Raw genomic sequence first — 20677 nt, 5'->3', positions numbered from 1 at the left:
TGAACAAGCCGGTGCCTACGATCAGCAGGAGTAGCAATGGATAACAAACGCAAGATCGCCCTCGCGGTAGCCGCTGTGGCAGCCCTCGGATTTGGCAGCCTTGCCTGGAACAACAGTTCCGGGCAACAGGCCGCCAGCACCGCCGAGCACGGCGCTAACGACGGTCATGGCGACGAAAAGAAAGCCGCATCTGCCGCTAAAGAGAAGGGGGATGAGGGTCATGGAGAAGAAGGTCATAGCGAAGAGGGCGGTGAAGAGGAGGGCAAGCTGACGCTCAGCGCTGAACAGATCAAGGCCGCCGGTGTTGCCCTGGAAGCTGCAGCGCCTCGTGACCTCGGTACCGTTGTGAGCTTCCCGGGCGAAATTCGCTTCGACGAAGATCGTACTGCCCATGTGGTTCCTCGTGTTCCTGGCGTTGTTGAGGCTGTCCAGGCCAACCTGGGCGAGACGGTCAAGAAAGGGCAAGTCCTCGCGGTAATCGCCAGCCAGCAGATCTCTGACCTGCGCAGCGAACAACAGGCCGCACAGCGTCGCGTCGAACTGGCGCGTGTGACCTTCGAGCGTGAGAAGCAACTGTGGCAGGACAAGATCTCTGCAGAGCAAGACTACCTCCAAGCACGCCAAGCTCTGCAAGAGGCGGATATCTCCTTGGCCAACGCCAAGCAGAAGGTCGGCGCAATCGGTGCCTCAGTTAACTCCGTTGGCGGTAATCGTTACGAGCTCCGCGCTCCCTTCGACGCCGTGGTAGTGGAGAAACACCTGACCGTTGGCGAAGTCGTCAGCGAGGCGACCAACGCCTTCATCCTTTCCGACCTGAATCAGGTCTGGGCAACCTTCGCAGTTCCGCCGACAGATCTGGGCAAGGTCACGACTGGCCGTGCAGTGAAAGTCTCTTCGCCTGACATGAACGTCCAGGTCGAAGGGAAGGTGGGTTATGTCGGCAGCCTGCTGGGCGAGCAAAACCGTGCAGCCACTGTGCGCGTCACCTTGACCAACCCTAACGGCGCCTGGCGTCCAGGCCTGTTCGTAAACATTGCGGTCACCTCCCAGACTGATCGAGTTGCCGTAGCGGTCCCTGAGCACGCCGTGCAGACCGTTGAAGACAAGCCCTCGGTATTCGTACGCACCCCAGAAGGTTTTGACACCCGCCCAGTAAAACTGGGTCGCCGCGACAATGGGTACGTGGAAATCATCGACGGTATTGAAGCCGGCGCCCAGGTAGCAACCAGTGGCAGCTTCACACTCAAGTCCGAGCTCGGCAAAGCTTCTGCCGAACACGGTCACTGATGCGAACTGACAGGATGATTTCTCATGTTTGAACGTATCATCAGATTCGCCATCGAGCAGCGCATCGTAGTAATGATCGCTGTTCTGATCATGGCGGGTATCGGTATCTACAGCTATCAAAAGCTGCCCATCGATGCGGTACCCGATATCACCAACGTCCAGGTACAGATCAACACTGCAGCGCCTGGTTATTCGCCCTTGGAAACCGAACAACGGATCACGTTTCCAGTTGAAACGGCCATGGCCGGTCTCCCGGGCCTTCAGCAGACCCGTTCCCTGTCTCGCTCTGGCCTGTCTCAGGTCACCGTGATCTTCAAGGATGGCACTGACATCTTCTTTGCCCGCCAGTTGATCAACGAGCGGCTACAGGTTGCGAAGGAACAGCTGCCAGAAGGTGTAGAGGCCGTCATGGGTCCGGTATCTACCGGCCTCGGCGAGATCTTCCTGTGGACTGTTGAAGCCGAAGATGGCGCGGTCAAAGAGGACGGTACGCCGTACACCCCGACCGACCTGCGCGTGATCCAGGACTGGATCATCAAGCCTCAGCTGCGCAATGTCCCGGGTGTGGCCGAGATCAATACCATCGGCGGTTATGCCAAGCAGTTCCTGGTTGCGCCGGATCCAAAGCGCCTGGCTACCTACAAGCTGACACTCAATGACCTGGTCGCAGCGTTGGAAAGTAACAACGCCAACGTCGGCGCCGGCTACATCGAGCGTAATGGTGAGCAGTTGCTCATCCGTGCGCCGGGCCAGGTAGGCAACATCGAAGACATCGCCAACATCGTGATCACCAGTGTGGACGGTGCACCGATTCGCATCAGCAGCGTTGCTGATGTCAGCATCGGTAAAGAGCTCCGTACAGGCGCTGCTACTGAGAACGGCCGCGAAGTCGTGCTCGGTACCGTGTTCATGCTGATTGGTGAAAACAGCCGTACCGTATCTCAAGCTGTCGCCGCCAAACTGGCGGACATCAACCGCACCCTGCCAAAGGGCGTGGTGGCCGTGACCGTTTATGACCGTACCAACCTGGTTGAAAAAGCCATCGCGACGGTGAAGAAGAACCTAGTAGAAGGCGCGGTTCTGGTAATCGCCATTCTGTTCCTGTTCCTCGGCAACATTCGTGCGGCTCTGATCACCGCGATGGTGATTCCGCTGTCCATGCTGTTCACCTTCACAGGCATGTTCAACAACAAGGTCAGTGCCAACTTAATGAGTTTGGGGGCACTCGACTTCGGCATCATCGTCGACGGTGCCGTGGTTATTGTAGAAAACGCGATCCGTCGACTGGCTCATGCGCAGCATAAGCATGGCCGCATGCTCACCAAAACCGAACGCTTCCACGAGGTCTTTGCTGCGGCGCGAGAAGCTCGCCGGCCGCTGATCTTCGGTCAGCTGATCATCATGGTGGTGTACCTGCCGATCTTCGCCCTCACCGGCGTCGAAGGCAAAATGTTCCACCCGATGGCCTTTACCGTTGTGATGGCGCTGCTGGGTGCAATGGTCCTGTCCGTTACCTTTGTTCCTGCAGCTATTGCCATGTTCGTCACTGGCAAGGTGAAGGAAGAGGAAGGCGTGGTCATGCGCACAGCTCGACTGCGCTATGAGCCGGTTCTTCAATGGGTGCTGGGACACCGGAACATCGCTTTCTCGGCCGCAATAGCCTTGGTCGTGCTGAGCGGTGTACTGGCAAGTCGTATGGGTAGCGAGTTCATCCCAAGCCTCAGTGAGGGCGACTTTGCGCTTCAGGCCATGCGTGTGCCTGGAACGAGCCTCACTCAGTCCGTCGAGATGCAGCAGCGTCTGGAGAAAACGGTAATAGCGCAGGTGCCTGAAGTTGAACGGATGTTCGCACGCTCGGGTACTGCTGAAATTGCATCTGACCCGATGCCGCCGAACGCCTCCGACGCCTACATCATGCTCAAGCCTCAGGATCAGTGGCCTAACCCCAAGAAGCCACGCGATGAGCTGATTGCTGAGGTGCAGAAGGCCGCTGCGGGAGTTCCAGGAAGCAACTATGAGCTTTCGCAGCCAATCCAGCTGCGTTTCAACGAGCTGATTTCGGGCGTACGTAGTGACGTTGCTGTGAAGGTCTTCGGCGATGACATGGACGTGCTTAACAACACGGCCAACAAGATCGCTGCAGCGCTCAAAGCGGTACCGGGCTCGTCGGAAGTGAAAGTTGAACAGACATCCGGCCTGCCGGTGCTGACTATCAACATCGACCGCGAAAAAGCAGCACGCTACGGCCTGAATATCGCGGATGTTCAGAACTCGATCGCTATCGCCGTGGGTGGCCGCCAAGCCGGCACGCTGTATGAGGGCGACCGCCGATTTGACATGGTTGTGCGCCTGCCAGAGACCGTCCGCACCGACGTAGCGGGTATGTCCAGCTTGCTCATCCCGGTACCTGCCAATGCGGCTCAGGGTGCCAATCAGATCGGCTTCATCCCGCTGTCCCAGGTCGCTAATCTGGACCTGCAACTGGGCCCGAACCAAATCAGCCGCGAAAACGGCAAACGTCTGGTCATCGTTAGTGCCAACGTTCGAGGCCGCGACCTGGGGTCCTTCGTCCAGGAGGCGACCGCTTCGCTGGATAAGAAGGTGCAAATCCCTGCGGGCTACTGGACGACCTGGGGTGGCCAGTTCGAGCAGCTGCAATCGGCAGCCAAACGCCTGCAGATCGTTGTTCCAGTCGCCTTGCTGCTGGTCATGACCTTGTTGTTCCTGATGTTCAACAACCTGAAGGACGGCATGCTGGTCTTCACCGGTATTCCATTCGCACTCACCGGTGGTGTCGTCGCGCTCTGGCTGCGGGATATCCCACTGTCGATCTCGGCAGGTGTTGGCTTCATCGCATTGTCCGGTGTTGCAGTACTGAACGGCCTGGTGATGATTGCCTTCATCCGCGGGCTAAGGGAGGAGGGACGAACGCTCAGGCAGGCAGTCGATGAAGGCGCATTGACCCGTCTGCGGCCTGTTCTGATGACAGCCTTGGTAGCGTCCCTGGGCTTCATCCCGATGGCTTTGGCTACCGGTACCGGTGCAGAAGTTCAGCGGCCACTGGCAACGGTGGTGATTGGCGGGATCCTGTCCTCCACCGCACTGACCTTGCTGGTATTGCCTGCCCTGTATCACTGGGCACACCGCAAGGATGAAGACGGCGACGAGGCCGAAGTGGTTAGCTAACAGCCTCCGCTAAAGAGAAGTCCACAACACGTGTTGTGGGCTTTTTTGTTTAAAGTGAAGTAGATGCACTTACCTTTCAAAATTGTAAGTTTCTCGTCATGCCGGTGATGCCTATGCATTGCTAAGGTTACGCCCGAGAAGTTTTGAATTTGAGAGGGTTTTATGAAAAAGCTAATTATCGCTGCTGCACTTGTTGTTTTTTCGGTGGCTTCACAGGCGAACACTTTTTCCGAAAGCAAGCAGCTGCAATACACCAAGGAACACCAGGCCGCAGTGGCCAAATACGCGGAGAAAAATGGCAAGCCAATGCCAGAGATTCAGGATTACAAATATGGCATGAAGATCGACGTTGCTAAGTTCGTACGTCAGTCGCAGGACCCCCGTACCTGCCAGGTCTACCCGCGGTTGATGACCTTTGAGGACTCCCAGGGCACGCTCAAGACTGTTCGTTACTCGATGTATTCGCAATGCATCAACAACAAGTAGTAAATGATTTGAACAGTACAATTAGAGATTTCGTAAATGCCAGGCAGTGCCTGGCATTTTTTATTACGCCCGTTGCCTCCATAGGTTCAAAATTTTAGCGCCTGGGCCGGGCAAACCGTGCAATAGATCTTAGCCAACCAACAGAGACGGCTGAATCGCCCCTGCTTTCCTAGACACTCTCCAAGCTCAGAAAATAGCGTTTCTCATACTCTACTGGCGACAGCTGCATAGCACTGCTGTGTCGACGTTTTGGGTTATAGAACATCTCGATGTAATCGAAAATATCACTTCGGGCTTCGTCACGCGTTGCGTAGATCTTTCGTCGGATTCGCTCCCGCTTCAAAAGCTGGAAAAAGCTCTCGGCTACGGCGTTATCATGGCAGTTTCCTCGCCGACTCATGCTGCTAATCACGTTGTTTGCCTTCAAGAAGCTTTGCCAATCTGAGCTACTGAATTGACTGCCCTGATCTGAATGAATCATCACTTGCTGCTGTGGCTTGCGGCGCCACACGGCCATCAACATCGCGTCGATCGCCAGGTCGCTGCCCATCCTGGGCTTCATTGACCAGCCAATCACTTGGCGAGAAAACAGATCCAGCACTACTGCCAGGTATAGCCATCCTTCATAGGTGCGGATGTAAGTGATGTCTGTCACCCAGACCTTGTTCGGCTCACTGACCTTGAACTGCCGCGCAAGGTGGTTAGGCGAGGCGACGGTTGGCTTTCCGCCATAAAACCCTGGGCGCCGTCGATAACCCGTTTGTGAACGCAGCCCCTCTGCCTGCATCAAACGTCCGACTCGATTTCGCCCACAGATCTCCCAGCTCTCGCAGGTCATCGTGAATCTTGCGATAGCCATACACTCCTCCGCTTTCTAACCAGGCATGCTTGATCAAGCCAAGCAGGCGTTGATCTTCCTTTGCTCGGGCAGATTGAGGCTCGGCCAACCAAGCGTAGTAGCCGCTGGGGTGCACCTTGAGGGTTTGGCAAAGGCGCCGCACCGGGTAATCCGTCGAGTGCTTCTTGATGAAGGCGTACTTCAGCCGCACTCCTTGGCAAAGTACGCGGCGGCCTTCTTTAAGATGTCTCGCTCTTCCGTCACGCGCTTGAGTTCAGCACGCAGCTTGCGCAGTTCGGCTTGCTGGTCATCGTCTTGCTGACGCTGATCTTGGGGTTTGCTGTAGAGCTTGATCCAAGCGTAGAGACTGTGAACGGACATGCCCAGACGCTGGGCAACATCGGCGACAGGCTTGCCTTTCTCGGTCACTTGTTTGACCGCTTCGATCTTGAATTCTTCAGGGTAACGCTGACGACTCATGGCACCTCCTATTTGGGCCTCATTATGAGGCTTGGAGGTGTCTACGAAACCAGAGGCGATTCAGGCTCCCCAACTGCAGAGGGCAATTGGAAGCCTTGACCCCAGAAGGGACGAGTTATGAAGAGTTTGCTTGAACGCCCTGATGACCAAGCTGGGCATGAAGGTCATAGCCATGAGCATGGCGGCATTTTTGGCATGAACACCGAGCTGATTTTCGCGCTGATCTGTGGTGCTCTCCTGGGTGCCGGAGCCCTCGCAGGAAAACTTGGGCTGACCGATCGACTGCCCCTAATTCTGTACGTGTCGGCCTACGTGTTCGGCGGATGGTTCACCACTAAGGAAGCGATCAGCAACATCCGCCAGAAACGCTTCGAGATCGACTCGCTGATGCTTCTCGCCGCAGCCGGTGCCGCAAGCATTGGCGCCTGGGCAGAGGGAGCTCTGCTGCTGTTCCTGTTCAGTCTGGGACATTCCCTTGAAAGCTACGCGATGGGGCGGGCCAAGAAAGCGATTGAGGCACTGTCCAAGCTCGCACCAGCCACCGCGATCGTACGCAGAGCAAATGGCACGGTGGAAATGCCCGTGGAGCTGCTGGTTCCCGGTGACGTTGTCATCGTGCGGCCCAATGATCGCCTGCCGGCCGATGGTTTTGTAGTCGTAGGCTCCTCAAGCATCAACCAGGCGCCAGTGACGGGTGAGAGCGTCCCCGTGGACAAGCAGCCTGTCGCTGATGCCGAACTCGCACGCAGCAAACCAGATGCCGTGGAGGCTACCTCGAAAGTCTTCGCCGGTACTATCAATGGCGAAACGCTCATCGAGGTTGAGGTAACACGGCGCTCCACGGAAAGTACCTTGGCGCGGGTCATCAAGATGGTCAGTGAAGCCGAAGTGAGGAAGTCACCGACCCAGCGATTCACGGACCGATTCCAACGCATATTCGTCCCGTTGGTTTTGCTGCTGGTAGTCGGGCTGCTATTTGCCGGCATTTTCCTTGACGAGCCGTTTCGTGACTCGTTCTACCGGGCGATGGCCGTACTGGTTGCAGCCAGCCCCTGCGCGCTCGCGATCGCTACACCAAGCGCCATTCTCTCTGGCATCGCCAGGGCAGCCCGAGGTGGCGTGCTGATCAAGGGCGGTGCGCCACTTGAAGAGCTTGGCTCCTTGAATGCCATGGCATTCGACAAGACCGGTACCCTGACCGAAGGGCGCCCACGTATTACCGATGTAATACCCATAGGCGGCACGCAGATCGAGGATCTGCTAAACGTCGCCATCGCTGTGGAGTCGATGAGCGACCACCCGCTGGCTGCGGCAATTGTGCGTGACGGTGAAGAGATGATTGGCACACGGCGCCGATTCCAAGCCATGAACATGAGCAACATGATTGGCCGCGGCGTGCGTGCTGAGCTTGATGGGCAGTTCGTATGGATTGGCAAGGTCGAGATGTTCGGTACCAATGGTATTCCCGCACTCAGCAAGGCAGCCCTGGAGGCTGCGGAGCGTCTACGTCAGTCGGGCCGCACAACCATGGTGGTACGTCGTGCTGACAAGGATCTGGGCGCTATCGGGCTGTTGGACACACCCCGTGAGGGGGCCAAACAGGCACTCCAGACGCTTAGAGAGATGGGCATCGACCGCATGGTCATGATTTCTGGAGACCACAACCGTGTTGCAGAGGCTGTAGCCAAACAAGTTGGCTTAGATGAGGCGTGGGGAGACCTGATGCCGGAGGACAAGGTCAAGGCCATCAAGAACCTGCGCCTTAGCGCCAAGGTGGCCATGGTGGGTGACGGCGTGAATGATGCCCCTGCGATGGCCAATTCGAGCGTTGGCATCGCAATGGGGGCTGCCGGATCTGATGTCGCCCTGGAAACGGCTGATATCGCGCTCATGGCTGACGACATCAGGCAACTCCCTTTTGCGGTGGGGCTGAGCCGTCACACGCGGTCGATCATCCGCCAGAACCTGTTCGTCAGCTTGGGGATTGTGGCCATCCTGGTTCCGTCAACCATCATGGGCTTGAGCATTGGTGCCGCTGTTGCGATCCATGAGGGCTCCACACTGTTGGTGGTCTTCAACGCCTTGCGCCTGTTGGCCTACCGCAAAGACGCGTGATCACTCATTTGATTGGGCCAAAAAAAATCGGGGGCGCAAAAGGCGCCCCCGATTTTTTCGTCCGCTAGTGAGTGATCAGAAGACGTATTGCAGGCGGGTCACGATGGCATTGCCGCTGTCGTCGCCCACAGTGTTCTCGTTATTGTCGGTGCGCACGTTGATGTAGTTGGCACTGAGTTTTACTGCCTCGTTGACGTACCAGTTCACACCAACAGTGTGGCTCTTAGCCTTGCGCTCGTTCGACTGGTCCGCCGCGGTGACCAGGTTGCCGTCTTCGACCTTAATGTCGTCAAAGCGGTAGAAGACTTCCCAGGCACCCAGTTCCTTGTTCTCTGGTTTGATAGTGTCGAACTTGGCACCATCGAGCTTGTAGATACGCGGCTCGCCGGTCAGGGTGTAAGCCATCTGGGCGTAGTAACCGGAGGCCTTCATGTCGTTGTTGGCCTGGTCAGCTTTCAGCTTGCGGCGAAGGTATTCCGCTTGCACCGAGAACGGGCCGGTGGCCCAGGCACCTTCGAGACCCCAGACCGAATCGTCCTTCCACAGGCCCTCTTGTGCGGCGGCACCGCCAAACAGCATGCGGTTGCCGTTGGTGCCGGCATCGCCGCCGCCATTGGTATCTACACCGCGAACGCCCAGACGCGAACGAATCCGGGTATCGACCGCACTGTTTTTGAGGTCGCGGTAGGCGTACTGAGCACCGACGTGCAGGACGTTGCCATCACTGTGCAGCGGTGCGAACACGCCACGTACGTTGTAGCGCTTGGTGCTGTCGCCATCCGAGTTGTTGTTGGTTTCGCTGAAAACGCTACCGGATACATAGGCCATGTCGGCGATGGTGCTGGTGGCCTGCACACCCATACCGGCGTTGTCGTTGATCCACTCTGCCAGATCATAGGAGAGATTTCGCTCCATCCCGGTGATCCACTTCGAGCTGGTAGCTTTCTCTAAACCGAAGTCGGTGTAGAAGCGGCCAAAGCGCAGTTGAACCGGCTTGAAACCGGTGTAGGTCAGGCTGGCTTCGTCGAAGTAGCCGTCGGAGTCGTTGCCCGTGTTGCGGGAAAGGTCGTAGTTGAGCTGATACTTCCAGTCGCGGTACAGCACGCCCCCGAGCTCAAGGTAGGCGCGACGGAAGTAGCCGGCGTCAGCGGTATCGCCATTCTTGGTGAAGACACCATCGAACCGGCCGTAATCGGCCTGAACTCGGCCGCCCAGTTTGAAACTGAATTCCTTGTCAGAAGTCGATACTTCAAGACCGCCCTTGGTCTTCAGAACGATGTCAGCTCCGTCAGTGGTTACTGTTCCGGAGAATGCTTGCGAGGAAAATGTGCCTATTATTGCGGCAGCCAACAGCTTTTCCCGCATGTTCGAAGAACGGATCATTGCTTGCCTCTCGTATGTTAAGTGCTTAGGTACCGACGTTGTGTTTCGCCCTGCGCCGGCCTAAATTGATCTTGCAGATGGGAGCAGGCCACGGTTGTCACCTGCTGTAACAAGATGCCTTTGTTCTAAGCACTCTGACTAGATTGCAAGCGAATATGACAGTTGTGTTTCTGAAGTGTTAACGGGAGAGTTTCAAACCTAACAAAACTGTCACCGAACAAGCCAGTCCTTCTTATCAAAGAAGCTCTTCTTGATCAATCTTCGAATTTCCAAAACCTGCGGATTACGTATCAGTTTCGATTTGATAACAAGATAGACATCTTTCTCCTCCAGGTCGTCCAAGAAACCCGGCACGGGTAGGATATTTCTCTCCAATTTTCGGCTGTAGTCGGGCAGCACTCCAATACACGCACCACCAACGACAAGGCCTCGTGATAGGTTGTAGCTCTTGACCCGAGTGGTACCGCCCTGATGCTCAGCCATTATCGATGCCCACTTTCGTGAGCCCGCCAAGATCTCTTCATCCCAAGGGACAACGAGCATAAAGTTGTGCAAGTCCAAGCTCTCTACTGGAAGGGTGACGCTCCTTGAGTAGCGGCTGGAAATGAACAGCGCGTGCCCAATCCGGCCGAGCCGTTCAAACCTATACGTAGGATGGCGATCAAACGCGCACTCATCATCTGGGCTCACGAAAGCGATACCCACATCGACTTCACACTCAGAAAGCATCTGCGCTGTGCACTCTGAATGGATTTCCAGCTGCATTTCGGCATGATCGCGCACGTAGGCGACTAGATCGCGGTTCACGATGTCGCTCAGTACTGGCTCTGTGATCGCGATGGTAAGCCTCGGGACCTCCTTTTCACCGGACTTTCCCAGGCCTTCAGGGCCGAAGAGTTGGCACAGGTACTGGCTGACCCTCTCGCCTGTCCGGGTCAGAGCAAGTTTGTTGTGCTTGTAGACAAACACGGGAGCACCAATGTGCTCTTCCAGTTTCTCCAAGCGTTTGCGAAGGCCTACCACTGGCACATTGAGCCCTCGGGCCGCCTGTTTGAAACTGGCACAACGTGCTGTTGCGAAAAACTCTACGGCCAGCTGATCATCAATTGGCAGATCATCCAATATGTCAGGACTGTAAGGAACAACGCTGCTTGTATATGTTTCATTTTGTGTAACCATTCGATCCCCCTTCATTCGGGGAATCTAGCTCAATGTCGTCTGACATTTCCTTATCTTGACAACATTGTAATGCACAGGTCATGCGTGCGTTATTGGCAGGCCTTTATTTCAAAAGCGTAATCCTCAGGCAATCCCTTTGATATTGTAGCGTGCTAGCCTAGCGCGCCAACTCATTACTTATCATATATAGATTCGGCTAATTACGCATTTACATTTAGTTCACTATTTTTTCACCTTTGCCTCCATAGGCTTTGGGCATGGAAAATCAAAACCCACCTCTTATTACCTTACTAATTCGTTATCTGGGGATCGGCTTCATAGCAACGGGAATCCATTACGTGGTGTTCCTAGTGCTGGTTACGACAGAATTCGCTACTCCGTTGCTGGCCAGTATCTGTGGCGGCATGGTTGGCGCAATCGCAAGCTTTATTGGAAATAGGGCGCTCTGTTTTGTGGCAGATGGCTCTCGTAAGTTTCAGCCTGTCAGGTTTGCACTGGTCGCGTTAGCCACAAACTTCGGCAATGGCGTGGGTATGTGGTTCCTCATCAAGTCGAATCTGTCACCGCTTATCTCCCAAGTCCTAGTGACCTTAAGCCTCAGTGCACTTGGATTCATTGCACATCGTTTTTGGACATTCAATCATGCAGACATTACATCGCTTTCCAGAGCGCCCTGATCCCTTGTTAACCATCGTGGTCCCTTGCTTCCAGGAAGAGGAAACCATCCCCGAGTTCCACCAGCGAATCACCCGCGTGGTTAAGCGCTTACCCGTCTCCTGCGAAATCCTCTATGTCGACGACGGCAGTAGTGACCGGACAGCCGACATTCTTCGCCACTATCAGGATGGGTCATCTGTACGTTGCCTGTCCCTGAGTCGCAACTTCGGCAAAGAGGCTGCACTGAGTGCCGGGATAGATCATGCCCGTGGCAGTGCGCTGATTTTCATTGATGTCGACCTGCAGGATCCACCAGAGCTCATCGCGGCCATGGTGGACTACTGGCAACGCGGCTACGACGTAGTGAACATGCAGCGCAACTTGAGAATCGGTGATTCGTGGTTCAAGCGCATGAGTGCCCGGGCTTACTACTGGGTCATGCAGCGCCTGGTGGAGAAGGTGGACATGCCGGCCGATGTCAGCGATTTCCGATTGATTGGGCCTGCGCCGCTGGCAGCACTGCGGGCGCTGGACGAACGCTCCAGGATTCTCAAAGGCATGATCGGCTGGGTAGGCTTTCGTACCATCGAACTGCCCTACAATCGCACTGTTCGCCATGCCGGGAGCACCAAGTGGAATGCATCTGGTCTGTTCAATCTGGCCATCGAGAGCATCGTCAGCTTCTCTCGCAAACCGCTGCGCATTTTCAGCCTCATCAGTTTCGGACTATTCGTCTCCAGCATCTGCTACATGCTTGCGTCGCTTGTGGCAGGCAGTTTCGACATCCATCACCTGATCGTCGGATTGGCTTCATTCATGTGCGTCGGTGTCGCCATGGTGGGGGAGTACCTGGGCGTGACACTCGCGGAAGTGAAGCGCCGGCCTCTCTATTTCCTGAAGCACAGCAACAAGGTGGATCCCGTGTCACTCCACCCCTCGATGGCTTCGATCGAGGGTAAGAAATGCTGAGCCTGAAGAACGAGAGGACGCTGTGGTGGATCCTGGGTTCGATTTTGCTATTGCGTTTGGTGGGGCTGGGCATCTACCCGCTGATGGACACATCCGAGGCCCGCTACGCTGAAATGGCTCGCAAGATGGTCGAGTTGAATGACTGGATCACGCCCATGTTCGACTACGGGGTACCGTTCTGGGGCAAGCCCCCGTTGTCCTTCTGGACCCAGGCCGCGAGCATGACGGTCTTCGGCGTTAACGAGTTCGCTGCGCGTTTCCCAGCGTGGCTACTACACCTGGCAAGCTGTTTCATCATCATCAAAGTCGGTACGCAGCAGATTTCTCGTAACGCCGGCATCTGGGCTGCCATTATTTTTTCCAGCACCACACTTGGCCTGGTCTCCAGCGGTGTTGTGCTGACTGACCCTGTTTTGTCGTTCTCGATTCTGCTGGCCAGCTACGGTTTCTGGCGTTGGATGAAGTGCGCCAGCAAGGCGGATGCCTACTTGATGTTCGCAGGTCTCGGGCTGGGCTTGCTTGCCAAAGGGCCGCTGACCCTTGTGCTTATGGGGGCGCCGGCATTCGCCTGGTTCGTTATCTACAAGGAATGGGGACGGGTACTGAGGCTTCCCTGGATTAGCGGCCTTGTACTCATGTTCGGTATATCCGTGCCGTGGTATGTCGCAGCCGAGATGAAAACGCCCGGCTTCATGGAGTACTTTTTCGTTGGTGAGCACTGGAGCCGCTACGTCGTCAGTAACTGGGCGGGCGACCTATACGGCAGTGCTCATGCCAAGCCATATGGCACCATTTGGATCCAGCTCGGACTGTCGCTACTGCCATGGGCCTTGTTCCTACCACTGTTGATCCGCAAGCGTGGATCGATGCAGCGCTTCGAAGCCTACCTCTGGCTGTGGGCATTGGCGACACCGGTCTTCTTCACATTTGCAGGCAACATTCTGTGGACCTACCTGCTACCCGCGCTGCCAGCGTGGGCATTGCTGCTGTCTGCACGGGTCAGCGAAGTTGGCCCGAAGACCACCTGGGCTGCCGCTGCGAGCGCATTGGTGTTGCCGATCATCGGTGCGGGCATCATCTACGCCGGGGTACTAGAGGAGCGACCTCAGAATCAGCGAGATGTGGTTCAAGCCTGGCTCAATGTGCAGTCTGCTCATTCCGCTCCCCTGATCTATCCTGGCCGCCGCTCATACTCGTCGGAGTTTTACAGCAGTGGGAAGTCCGAGAACATCAAGGATCCTGCCAAGTGGCCGCGGGATGGCTCGTTCTATCTGTCCAGGCGCTTGCGAGACAGCAAGGATAGTCTGCCCGCTGATCTAGCTTGCACATCGATCACCGAAGCGAACGCCAGCCAGCTCCTGCTGTGCCATTGGAAACGCACCGCACAAGGTGCCGAGGGTCTGGCCGGAGAAAGCAATGCGGAAACGCCTCGCAAGAACGAAGGCTAAATTCAAAGCACAAAAAAGCCAGGCTTTACCCTGGCTTTTTTGTCGATTTCTTTCGTCATTTGAAGTCCTATTTAACCGCCGATTAATTGTCGGCTTGTTCCTTACCATCCTTGCTTTCTTTCTTTTGCTCTTGAGCGACTTGTTGTTTGTTCTGGTCCGAAGAGTCATCGCTCCATAGGCGAGCCTGTTCGGTTCGGAAGTTCTCGTTGAACTGTTTCGCTCGCTCGAAGCCGCCTTCAGCGTAAGCGGTACCCATGAGACCCAGCAGCAGGCTGCCAATAGCGATAGATTTGACAAATTTCATTGTGAACCTCGGTTCATACTAGGCCAACCTGATTAGCGGCCTTTGTTGGTTTGTAGTTTAGGAACGCGAAGCTAACGACAAGGTGAGTCAATAATTACAATTCCGTAATTTTGGCTGCAGATAGGATGCGTTAAATCTTCAAATCTGGAAGGATCATGTCTATCTCGGCACTGTCGAGGGCGACTTCGATTTTTCTCTTAAATTACAATTTTGATATCTAGCGCGTTAATTCAGCGCGGCGTTGTTGGCCGCCCTAGGAGATAGCCATGAATGACATAGAGCCCTGGGCAGTTGCTATCGGTGACTTTCGCCGCTGCACTGAAAAACTCACTGTCCAGCTCGATGAGCTGACCTCGCAGACGCGCACCTCCAGCGCTGTTCTGGAGAGGTCGAACGAACTGGTGGATCAGTTGGACGCTGTCGGCCGGCAGATTCAGGAGGAGGTGCGAAAGGCGGAGAAGGCTTGGTCGAACGCGGAGGAGGTTGCCTTGCGCGCCGCTGCATCAGCGTATTCAGCTGCATGCCGCGGAGTCGACACCGCCATCCAGCCACTGATCTCGGAGCTTACAGCAGCGACAAAGGCGGCGGACGCCTCTATCCAGGAGCTCAAGCGGGCACCGGTGCTGGCCAAGCGTTATGTGATGGTGGTCGCCACGGCGTTCTTCATTCTGGCGCTGATCTGTGTCTACTCGACCATGCGCCTAATCGATGCCGCCGGCAGCGTAAGTGCTCAAGAGAAAGTGAATGCTCAGTACTTCTCACACCTGTGGAAGAACGCCAATCCTGACGAGCAGAAGATTATTAAGTCGGTGATTCTGCGGTCGCCCATGGACCCTGTGGTCCTTCGGCACTGATGCATTGAGGCAAACAAAAGGCCCGTCGATTGACGGGCCTAATCGTGCCTGCGCAATTTAAGCGGCGCTCATTGCCGGCTGCATTTGCTGGGCTGCGGGAAAGTGAAGGTGGAACCAGGTGAAGTTTTCTTCGGTCACCTCCACGCTCGCCGATCCTTGGTGCAGACTCATGATCGACTGCACAATGGCCAAGCCAAGACCGGTACCGCCTTCGCTCCGTGCTCGGCTCTTGTCCACACGGTAGAACCGCTCAAACAAGTGCGCGTGGTGTTCCTTGGCAATACCGCGGCCGGGGTTGCCGACACTCAACGTCGTACCGCTCGCACTATGCTGCACCTTAACGTAGACCGTGCGGCCGCGAGGGCAGTAACGGATCGCGTTCGAGACCAGATTCGAGACGGCACGTTGAACCATCAGGCGATTCCCGCGCACCACGTCATCACTGCCAGAGATCTGCAGCTGAATCTCGCCTTCTTCTGCTGAAATGCTGAAGAGATCGCACACTCGCTGAACCTCGTCGACCAAGGAGACGGGTTCGAACTCCACCATGGATGCTGGATGACTGACCTGGGCCAAGAACAGCATGTCGGAAACCATGCGGCTCATGCGGTCCAGCTCTTCTGTGCACGACTCCAGAACCTCCCGGTACTCGGAAAGCGATCGTTCTCTGGTCAAGGCAACCTGGGCCTTGCCCATCAGGTTGGAAAGCGGTGCTCGAAGTTCGTGAGCAAGGTCGTCAGAAAACTGCGAGAGCTGCTGAACCCCATCATCCAGGCGAGCCAGCATGATGTTGATGCCGTCGGCGAGCTTCTTGAGTTCTGCCGGCATCCCATCAGTCGGAAGACGATGGTCGAGGCTCTCGGTTGAGATCTTTGACGCTACCTTGAGGAATTTGGTCAGAGGCAGCAGGCCTCTGCGCACAGTCCACCAGCCAATGGCCAGGATCAGCGCGAGGATGACAGGGGACATCATCAAGGCCCAGGTCAGCAACGCATCGAGTAACGCCTCACTGGATGACTGGTCCATGGTCATATAGACGCTGACCTCTGTTCCATCGCCCAAGCGCATTATCCGAGAAGCACTCAGCAGAGGACGGTCCTGCGTATCACGCCATTCGTGCTCTTTGGGCTGGGCCGCCGGCTGAAACTTGTGCACCTCCAGATTGACCTGTTTTGAGCCAATCGAGAGCAGGGGAGTCTGGTTCTGTGAGGTATCGAATATGCTCACATACAGGTTGTTGTGGCCCATGACCAAATCGACAAGCTGATGCGCATCCGCGTTGACGCCGGAGATGTCCGGGATGGTGGACAGGTTGTGAGCCATCCCCGCCATCTTTACTTCCAGGTCCGCTCTGGCATTTCTTTCCAGAGCCTTGCCTACCATCATATAGCCGAAGGTGGCGAACAGAAGCAGCAACGCTGCGCTCATCAACCCAACTTTAAACCCCAGCTTTGCAGCCAGGCTGAATGGCCTCATGCGCGTTCCTCAAAAACGTACCCAACGCCACGAAGCGTGTGAATGAGCTTGGTTTCAAACGGGTCATCGATCTTCGAGCGCAAGCGCCGGATGGCTACATCGATGACATTGGTGTCGCAATCGAAATTCATATCCCAAACCAACGAGATGATCTGAGAGCGAGTCAGTGCTTCGCCCGTTCGGCTCATGAGCAGGTGCAAAAGCGCAAATTCCTTGGTGGTGAGATCGATGCGTGTTCCACCGCGGAAAACGCGATGGCGGACGGAGTCGAGTTCTAGGTCGGCAATTTTCAACGAGCTCTTCTCGACTAGCTCATCACCACGGCGTTGCAGCGAACGGATGCGTGCAAGCAGCTCAGGGAATTCGAATGGCTTCACAAGGTAGTCATCCGCGCCGCCGTCCAAGCCCTTGAGCTTGTCATTGATGCGTCCGCGGGCGGTCAGCATGATGATGCGGACCCGGCTGGTCTTGCGGATGGTTTCCAGCAGGTCCCAGCCGTCGATACCCGGGAGGTTCACGTCCAGAAGGACCAACGAATAGACATTAGTGTTGAACAAGTGCAGGGCATCGACACCGTTGTGCACGATATCTACGACATACCCGCTTTCGGATAGGCCCTGCTGAAGATATTCGGCAGTTTTAATTTCGTCTTCCACAACTAGAACGCGCATAACTTATCTCAAGGTGTGAGGAAGGAGTTGGCCTAATCCGCCAAGATTATGGTTGCAGGCTTTTCGAAAGTTTGGCTGAGGGTATGGCATGTGGTAGTCGCTACCTCTGTCCATACGCCGGGTCACCTGAGGACGCTTGAATCTTAACGCGAAGAAGCTGGCCGCGGCGAAATCCTACAAATTTGTAATGTAGCCGCAAGATTTCTGACAGTCATGCAGGCTCCACCCTTGAGCTTAGCGGATTCTGGGGCCTGCAACGGTGTACGACAGCTTCGCCTGACGGGTGGAATCGGCCAGGACAGGCAGTATTTCTGCCGCTAGCTTGCAGGGCTGGTATCGTCCTCGGATCGAGTCGCCAACCAGGCAGTACCCATGAACGCTTGCAAACTGGTGCTCCTTTCCGTGGAATAGCTCACGTGGCGGCTCAGTATTCTCTCGAATAATTATCTTACAATCTATTACATGTCCAAATTGTAATTGCGCGATCATCTTGGTGTTAGCCTCCTTTGCTAGTTTAACGGCAGCGTAAGAGGCATCGCTGCTTTGGAAATTGTCTCATTTCAAAGCAGCTTGGCAAGAGCGACGGGCAGTTGTTCACGCCAGTGCATTCACCTGTAAACCATACGCTCCTTTGGTAGGTGAATTTTAGCGCCCCCCTACGGGCGCTTTTTTATTAAGGGACTTCTTATGAACACTACTGTATCAGCGATCGCCGTGTTTATGCTCTTTACATCACTAACAGCTAATGCCCAAAGCGGTATGGAGATCAATCAGCGCATTGAGCGCTCTGCTAGAGAGGCTACTGCGGATTATGCTCAGCGCGTAAAAAAGCCCATGCCTCAGCTTGAAGACTACGCCTATGGCATGGACCTTGACGTTAGTAAGTTGGTGTATGTATCGCCCAGCGTGCGGTACTGCGGTAACGTGAGAAGCATGATGACCTACGAAGACTCAAAGGGCGAACTACATATGGTTCGCTACTTGGTCAAAGGTGAGTGCATCAATAGTCGTTGAACGGCCCCTGAATTGCAGTCCTGGCTCGTGACTTATAGCAGCTCAATGCCAAATCGACGGAGCAGCAGGGCAAAGCCCCCAAAGCTCACCATGGTGATGACGATACTGCTGATAAGCGTTGGCCAGAATCCCAGTTTGGGCAGCAGCACTGGAAAAGCGATGAACATCGGAAGGGTCGGCAGCACGTACCAGACGGTGTACCAAGCATGATTGGAGATCTTCTCCATGCTCTGGTTCTCCAGGTAAAGCCAGACCAGCGTCAAGACCGTGACCAGCGGCAGGGCGGCGACCAGCCCGCCCAGCTTGTCACTGCGCTTTGCCAGCTCTGATACGAGAATCACTAATCCGGCAGTGAGTAGATACTTCGTGATGATCCAAGCCATCGCTGAACCTTCTGGAGGTTATGGTCGGGGGCAGGCGAAGCCATTCACCAACCCCTCTCGGAGTGCTCCTGCCGTTTACGCCATCCTTCACCGCATGTCTTCTACGACATCACCCTCAGCCAGGAGGGTGATGTGTTCGTTTGGTTTTTACCGATCGATCAGTGTGAAGGCGACGGAACGCTTTCGTGGAAAGCTGCCCGCTCGATCTGGATGGTGCAGTGATGGATTTCGAATGCATCGCTGACAGCATCCACGACGGCCGCCAGCACAGCATCCCCATCTGCAGAATCCCGTATCACTACGTGCGACGTCATCACGTTGCTGCCACTGCTGACGGCCCAGACGTGCAAGTCATGAACGTCCGTAACGCCATCTACGCCGAGGATGGTAGCCTCGATTGCCGTCACGTCGAGCTCCCTCGGCACACCCTCCATGAGGATTCCCAGGCTTTCGCGAAGCAACTGCCACGTCCGCGGCAGAACCCAGAGGCCGATTGCCACAGCGACAATCGTGTCGACCCAAGTCCAGCCGGTGAAGCGGATGATGAGTGCCGCGATGATTACGCCTAGCGAGCCGAGCATGTCGCTCCAAACTTCGAGGTAGGCTCCTTTGACGTTGAGGCTCTCGTTGCTCGCAGATGCCAGAAGGCGCATCGAAATTAGGTTGATGATCAGGCCGGCGATTGCGATCCACATCATCGCTCCGGTAGCGATCTCCGCCGGCATGAAGAAGCGCTGGTAGGCCTCATACAAGATGTACATCGCCACCAGGAAGAGCAGCACGGCGTTGAACGTCGAAGCCAGAATTTCCAGGCGCGCATAGCCGAAGGTTCTTTTCTGATCTGCCGGCCGCTTGGCTATCTGAAGTGCAATCAGTGAGATCGCCAAGGCGGCAGTATCTGTGAACATGTGAGATGCATCCGACAGCAGCGCCAGGCTGCCGGTAATCCACGCACCGATCACTTCTGCAATCATGAAGCTGCCAGTCAAGGCGAGCGCCATGATTAGCTTCTTCTGATGCCCCTCGCGTACTGCAGCGCTGCCATGGTCATGATTTGAACCCACGTATTTCTCCTTGCGCAGGGTTGTGGTCTCGTTGGCCTTCCTGTCTACCTAGCCTTAGAGCGTCGCTTGGCCACACTGACTGCAAAATCTTGCCCCTGCACTCAGCAGCGAGCCGCAGGCGGTGCAACCACTCGATAGCGGTGTTCCGCAGTTTAGACAAAAGCGTGCTGACGGATCGTTGGCCGTCCGGCACTGCCTGCAGCCCTGCAGATCTTTGATGGGGGCAGGAGTGGCAGGGCGCCCGCCGTCATACACCTGATTACCGCCGTCGCAGCCCTGCTGCCGGCCATGGCGATCATACTGCTCGGCCCCATGTCCCCCGCTGTGGTGCTTGCCTCCACCGTGGTTTCCACGGCCATGGTGCCCGCCCAGGATGTTTTTGAAAAAGCTCATGGTATTCGCCCCTCATTGATGGGTGACATATTAACGAGCAAAAGTTGAAAATAATGTTCTGCTCGCGAGAAAGACTTGTAAGTTGAATTGAAAGTTCAAAATTAGCCTACGACAAAACGAAACCGTTTTGTTTGTGAAATTAAATTTATCTAGCTGAGCGGCGCATTGTTTTTGGTGGGTGGCATTCCCCTAATTTTGATCATAGCGTGATCAATGACAATCAAAACAGCAGTTATTGGATTTCTGTCAGCATTGTAATCCCGAGGTCATCGTGTCGTTATCAGGTCCCGGAAATAATGCGCTCAGCGAGATTCATTTCTCTTTTTATCCCTATGCCTCACACATACTAAGCGTCCCCAACGCCGAGGGGCCTAAGGCCTCTGGCGCTCCGCACATTGCGCAATCGCTCAGCATCTGTCGACGGCTTGCCTTGTAGCTCCCGCTAACTCCATAGCTACCGCCATGGATAAGCAGCTTCCAGAGTTTGATA

17 protein-coding genes and 1 pseudogene are annotated in these 20677 nt (G+C 55.5%); 9 read left to right on the top strand and 9 right to left on the bottom strand.

What is annotated here, in order from left to right; genetic code table 11:
- The first annotated feature begins 36 nt into the window (after nucleotides 1-36).
- The 3 genes from AB1N67_RS00165 (at nucleotide 37) to AB1N67_RS00155 (ending at nucleotide 4959) form a co-directional block, all read left to right on the top strand.
- A complete protein-coding gene (locus AB1N67_RS00165) occupies nucleotides 37-1287 on the top strand; it encodes an efflux RND transporter periplasmic adaptor subunit (RefSeq protein ID WP_104833687.1) in 1251 nt (416 codons plus the stop codon).
- A 24-nt stretch (nucleotides 1288-1311) separates the two neighbouring features.
- Nucleotides 1312-4473 (top strand): CusA/CzcA family heavy metal efflux RND transporter, encoded by a 3162-nt coding sequence (locus AB1N67_RS00160; RefSeq protein ID WP_104833688.1) that lies wholly within the window; start codon nucleotides 1312-1314, stop codon nucleotides 4471-4473.
- Nucleotides 4474-4635: 162 nt separating this feature from the next.
- Entirely contained in the window at nucleotides 4636-4959 is a 324-nt protein-coding gene (locus AB1N67_RS00155) for a DUF2790 domain-containing protein (protein ID WP_104833689.1), read from the top strand.
- Between the two features lie 169 nt (nucleotides 4960-5128).
- On the opposite strand, the pseudogene AB1N67_RS00150 reads toward AB1N67_RS00155, so the two are convergent.
- Nucleotides 5129-6277, bottom strand: a pseudogene (locus AB1N67_RS00150) (IS3 family transposase).
- Nucleotides 6278-6394: 117 nt separating this feature from the next.
- Here AB1N67_RS00150 and AB1N67_RS00145 point away from each other — a divergent pair.
- On the top strand, nucleotides 6395-8392 hold the full coding sequence (locus tag AB1N67_RS00145) for a heavy metal translocating P-type ATPase (RefSeq protein WP_104833690.1): 1998 nt from the start codon (nucleotides 6395-6397) through the stop codon (nucleotides 8390-8392).
- A gap of 75 nt (nucleotides 8393-8467) precedes the next feature.
- On the opposite strand, the gene AB1N67_RS00140 is transcribed toward AB1N67_RS00145, so the two are convergent.
- Entirely contained in the window at nucleotides 8468-9775 is a 1308-nt protein-coding gene (locus AB1N67_RS00140) for an OprO/OprP family phosphate-selective porin (RefSeq protein ID WP_104833691.1), read from the bottom strand.
- Nucleotides 9776-9985: 210 nt separating this feature from the next.
- A complete protein-coding gene (locus tag AB1N67_RS00135; protein WP_104835401.1) occupies nucleotides 9986-10954 on the bottom strand; it encodes a LysR family transcriptional regulator in 969 nt (322 codons plus the stop codon).
- A gap of 257 nt (nucleotides 10955-11211) precedes the next feature.
- On the opposite strand from AB1N67_RS00135, the gene AB1N67_RS00130 reads away from it, so the two are divergent.
- The 3 genes from AB1N67_RS00130 to AB1N67_RS00120 are packed head-to-tail and all read left to right on the top strand — an operon-like array spanning nucleotide 11212 to nucleotide 14028.
- Entirely contained in the window at nucleotides 11212-11631 is a 420-nt protein-coding gene (locus tag AB1N67_RS00130) for a GtrA family protein (RefSeq protein WP_104833692.1), read from the top strand.
- Complete coding sequence (locus AB1N67_RS00125) at nucleotides 11597-12580, top strand: glycosyltransferase family 2 protein (RefSeq protein WP_104833693.1); 984 nt, start codon at nucleotides 11597-11599, stop codon at nucleotides 12578-12580. The genes AB1N67_RS00130 and AB1N67_RS00125 overlap by 35 nt, the downstream gene beginning before the upstream one ends.
- Nucleotides 12574-14028: a glycosyltransferase family 39 protein gene (locus AB1N67_RS00120; protein WP_104833694.1), complete on the top strand. Its 1455-nt coding sequence runs from the start codon at nucleotides 12574-12576 to the stop codon at nucleotides 14026-14028. Before AB1N67_RS00125 ends, AB1N67_RS00120 begins: the two co-directional genes overlap by 7 nt.
- An 82-nt stretch (nucleotides 14029-14110) precedes the next feature.
- Here AB1N67_RS00120 and AB1N67_RS00115 read toward each other — a convergent pair whose 3' ends face one another.
- On the bottom strand, nucleotides 14111-14332 hold the full coding sequence (locus AB1N67_RS00115; protein WP_003253450.1) for a hypothetical protein: 222 nt from the start codon (nucleotides 14330-14332) through the stop codon (nucleotides 14111-14113).
- Between the two features lie 266 nt (nucleotides 14333-14598).
- On the opposite strand from AB1N67_RS00115, the gene AB1N67_RS00110 reads away from it, so the two are divergent.
- Nucleotides 14599-15186, top strand: a complete 588-nt coding sequence (locus tag AB1N67_RS00110) for a hypothetical protein (protein WP_104833695.1) — start codon at nucleotides 14599-14601, stop codon at nucleotides 15184-15186.
- A gap of 57 nt (nucleotides 15187-15243) precedes the next feature.
- On the opposite strand, the gene AB1N67_RS00105 is transcribed toward AB1N67_RS00110, so the two are convergent.
- Nucleotides 15244-16662 carry a heavy metal sensor histidine kinase gene (locus tag AB1N67_RS00105; protein ID WP_104833696.1) on the bottom strand — a complete coding sequence of 473 codons (1419 nt, stop codon included), beginning with the start codon at nucleotides 16660-16662 and terminating at the stop codon, nucleotides 15244-15246.
- The gene (locus AB1N67_RS00100; protein WP_003253457.1) at nucleotides 16659-17333 is read right to left on the bottom strand and encodes a heavy metal response regulator transcription factor; all 675 of its coding nucleotides are present in this window, start codon (nucleotides 17331-17333) and stop codon (nucleotides 16659-16661) included. The genes AB1N67_RS00105 and AB1N67_RS00100 overlap by 4 nt, the downstream gene beginning before the upstream one ends.
- A 687-nt stretch (nucleotides 17334-18020) precedes the next feature.
- Between AB1N67_RS00100 and AB1N67_RS00095 the strand changes: the two genes are divergently transcribed.
- Nucleotides 18021-18347, top strand: coding sequence for a DUF2790 domain-containing protein (locus AB1N67_RS00095; protein WP_004577661.1), 327 nt, complete (start codon nucleotides 18021-18023; stop codon nucleotides 18345-18347).
- Nucleotides 18348-18379: 32 nt separating this feature from the next.
- On the opposite strand, the gene AB1N67_RS00090 is transcribed toward AB1N67_RS00095, so the two are convergent.
- The 3 genes from AB1N67_RS00090 to AB1N67_RS00080 all read right to left on the bottom strand — a co-directional run bounded on the left by AB1N67_RS00090 (nucleotide 18380) and on the right by AB1N67_RS00080 (nucleotide 20187).
- Nucleotides 18380-18730: a DUF3147 family protein gene (locus tag AB1N67_RS00090; RefSeq protein ID WP_104833699.1), complete on the bottom strand. Its 351-nt coding sequence runs from the start codon at nucleotides 18728-18730 to the stop codon at nucleotides 18380-18382.
- A gap of 158 nt (nucleotides 18731-18888) precedes the next feature.
- Nucleotides 18889-19794, bottom strand: a complete 906-nt coding sequence (locus tag AB1N67_RS00085) for a cation diffusion facilitator family transporter (protein ID WP_104833700.1) — start codon at nucleotides 19792-19794, stop codon at nucleotides 18889-18891.
- Nucleotides 19795-19848: 54 nt separating this feature from the next.
- Nucleotides 19849-20187, bottom strand: coding sequence for a zinc ribbon domain-containing protein (locus AB1N67_RS00080; protein WP_104833701.1), 339 nt, complete (start codon nucleotides 20185-20187; stop codon nucleotides 19849-19851).
- Nucleotides 20188-20677: the final 490 nt, after the last annotated feature.

Source organism: Pseudomonas guariconensis (genome assembly GCF_040822035.1).
Lineage (GTDB): Bacteria > Pseudomonadota > Gammaproteobacteria > Pseudomonadales > Pseudomonadaceae > Aquipseudomonas > Aquipseudomonas guariconensis.
This window is presented reverse-complemented; position numbering and strand designations above follow the sequence as displayed.